Source organism: Frankia sp. CcWB2 (assembly GCF_977927585.1).
The window spans coordinates 903-1250 of record NZ_CDWRCM010000276.1; the positions used below are offsets into that span (position 1 = coordinate 903).

Consider the following 348-nt stretch of genomic DNA (forward strand, 5'->3'; position numbering starts at 1 on the left):
CCTCCACCTGCGTTATCCGCGACAGTTCGTCGCCACTGAAAGGCCCGTACTTTTGCAGCACCCACTCGATGGTCCGAGTCGCCTGGGGCCCGAGTCGACGGGGATCCCCCGCTGGCCATGAGCTGACGCAGAAGCAGCCGCGGTGCTTCTCGAAGAGCGCCCATACCACCGGACCGTTTGACCAGGCGTGAACCTCTTCGTCGAAGAGATTCACGCGATGGTTGGCGAGATGCCATGCCTGCGAGTAGTAGACCAGCTTCTGCAAACGCCAGGTGGCCATCATCCCGAGTTGCGCGAGGATGAAGGCGGCAACATCATGGACGTTCTCGGCCATACCCTCACCTCCCT

1 protein-coding gene is annotated in these 348 nt (G+C 61.8%); it reads right to left on the bottom strand.

Annotation, left to right across the window (positions count from 1 at the left end; genetic code table 11):
- A partial coding sequence (locus ACY45C_RS20275) for a Panacea domain-containing protein (protein WP_462189142.1) occupies positions 1–334 on the bottom strand: 334 nt, incomplete at its 3' end.
- Positions 335–348 lie beyond the last annotated feature (14 nt).